Raw genomic sequence first — 2347 nt, 5'->3', positions numbered from 1 at the left:
ACGATGAGCCGTGCCAGCACAGCCCGATGCTTCGGCCCCTTCAAGGCGATCACGTCGCCGGAGCCGTCCCAGGCCGTCACCGGCCCCAGCACCCCGAACACCACCCCCACGCCAGCCACGGTATAGCGCGCTCATCGGATGCTCATCCACCTCCGGCAGCCTGGGCACATGGACAAGAACACACCGACCATCCCCGGTTTCGAGTACCACCGCGTCCCCGTAGCCGACGGAGTCTCCCTCAACACGGCCATCGCGGGCTCCGGCCCACCGATCATCCTCCTGCACGGCTTCCCGCAGACCCACCTGATGTGGCGCCACGTCGCCGCCGACCTCGCGTCCGACCACACCGTGATCTGCCCTGACCTGCGCGGATACGGAGCCAGCGACAAGCCCGCCACCGACTACTCCAAACGCACCATGGCCGCCGACATCGTCGCCCTGGCCCGCGCCCTCGGCCACGACCAGTTCGCCCTAGCGGGCCACGACCGCGGCGCCCTGGTCGCCTTCCGCGCCGGCCTCGACCACCCTTCGACGATCACCCACCTGGCCTGCCTGGACGTCCTGCCGACCCTCGACATGTGGGACGCGATGCACGGCGTCACCGCGTCCGTCGGCTTCCACCTCTACCTGATGGCCCAGCCGCCCGGCCTCCCCGAACAGCTGATCGCCGCCGCCCCGGACGCCTTCTTCGGCCACTTCCTCGACCTCTGGGCCAACGACCCGTCCGCCATCCCGCCCGACATCCGCACCGCCTACTTGGACGCCTGCCGCAACGCGATTCCGTCAATAATCGCCGACTACCGCGCGTCCGCAGGCATCGACATAGAACACGACCAAACCGACCGCGTCGCAGGCAACCAACTGGCCATGCCCGTCAGCGTCCTCCAACAAGACTGGGGTGCCGCCCTGGGCTTCAACGCGCAAGCCCTCTGGCAGACCTGGGCCGCAAACCTCCACCACGAAACCGTCCCCTACGGCCACTACATGGCCGAAGAGGCCCCAGCCGAAATCACCAAAACCCTCAAACACCTACTAACCCGCTAGCCGCACCCACCCACTACCAGGGCGGCCCGCCCTGCGTGGCCGCCCACACCCACAGAAAGACAAGGAACCCCGCCACCACCAGCCCCAAGGGCATCTCCCAATTGAGCGGCTTGCTAGGCCCTCCCCTGTGAACCATGAGCATCCCCGTTCGTCCGACCTTGCCGTCACCTTCTCGCTTAGCCGGATGCCCGGCGGAGCAACCCCACCAACCAGCCATGTTTCGGGCGAACATGCTCTACCTCATCGGACTCAGCCGACTCACCGCCCACGCCCGGGATCCGGGTAGACCCCGGACCCGAGGGACCGCAGTTCCCCGGAAATCAGCCGTTGGACGCCTGCAGGCTCCGCCAGTTCCGGCCGATCTTCGTGGTACGCGACATAGTGCAGGATCGCGTACAGCAAGAGCGCGGGATCGTTCTTCTGATGGAACAACGGCAGATCAAGCTTCTGATGGAACAACACACCAACAGGGGCAGGTCACCATGGGACCCGAGCTCGGGCGACAGGGCCAGCAGAATGGCGGACGTCCCGGCAGCGGCCAGCGTCACCGCAATCGCCGGACCGGCCGACCTGCTGACGGGAAAGACGACGCCGCTCTGCCCGGAGAACACCGCGTCACGACGCCGTCCGAGCCGCATCCAGACCGGCACTGCCGCACAGATCGTCGCGAACATCAGGAAGATCCACCCCGTGAGCGGATCCTCGGCCGGATCGAACAGGTCCTCGATACCGATGAACAGGCTCGGAACCCCGACCGCCACTGCCAGGCCGATCCACAACCAGCCGTTCGCTATGGGTAACGATTATTCCCAGGCCAGGGAAGCCCAGAGGGCGTGCGCTTGACGGAATGCGACATGGCCGACTCCCGGGTCGTGAACGTACACCACAGCACGTTCCCAATGCCGACCAGACCTCCCGGAATGCTAACTCACAACACGCCCCAAGGCCACACATCTCTCCACGCACCGCCTGCGGCCATCCCAACCCGTCGCGTCAGACCGACTCGTCAATCAGATGCGCGTTCCACGCGGCCGCGGCCTGCTCATGGGAATCGACACCGTCGAAGAAGGCATCCGCCAATGCCGCATAGTCCGGCTCATCAACGCCAACGACATCGACAAATTTAGGCCGGTACACAGCGAAGCCTTCAGGTGACATCTGAGGACGGTAAGGGATCGCCATCTTCAAAGACCGTCGACCCGGAACATACTCGACGGCATCCACGATCAGCGCGTCAACCCGTCCGACCTCAAGGTGCAGATAGGCGTCGACCACGAGCACCGCACGAACCCACCCAGCCCGC

The 2347-nt window shown here is 65.7% G+C and carries 3 protein-coding genes; 1 reads left to right on the top strand and 2 read right to left on the bottom strand.

Annotation, left to right across the window (positions count from 1 at the left end; translation table 11 throughout):
• Positions 1-168: 168 nt before the first annotated feature.
• A complete protein-coding gene (locus tag ETD83_RS41265) occupies positions 169-1044 on the top strand; it encodes an alpha/beta fold hydrolase (protein ID WP_138650677.1) in 876 nt (291 codons plus the stop codon).
• Positions 1045-1364: 320 nt separating this feature from the next.
• On the opposite strand, the gene ETD83_RS41260 is transcribed toward ETD83_RS41265, so the two are convergent.
• Together ETD83_RS41260 and ETD83_RS41255 are read right to left on the bottom strand one after the other, a co-directional pair.
• Entirely contained in the window at positions 1365-1823 is a 459-nt protein-coding gene (locus tag ETD83_RS41260) for a hypothetical protein (RefSeq protein WP_138650676.1), read from the bottom strand.
• A 214-nt stretch (positions 1824-2037) separates the two neighbouring features.
• Positions 2038-2347 (bottom strand): hypothetical protein (locus ETD83_RS41255; protein WP_205718180.1); only part of this gene is annotated, 310 nt, incomplete at its 5' end.

It is taken from the genome of Actinomadura soli (assembly GCF_005889715.1).
GTDB lineage: Bacteria > Actinomycetota > Actinomycetes > Streptosporangiales > Streptosporangiaceae > Spirillospora > Spirillospora soli.
Note: the sequence above shows the minus strand (reverse complement) of the source record. Positions and strands in the feature narration are given on the sequence as shown.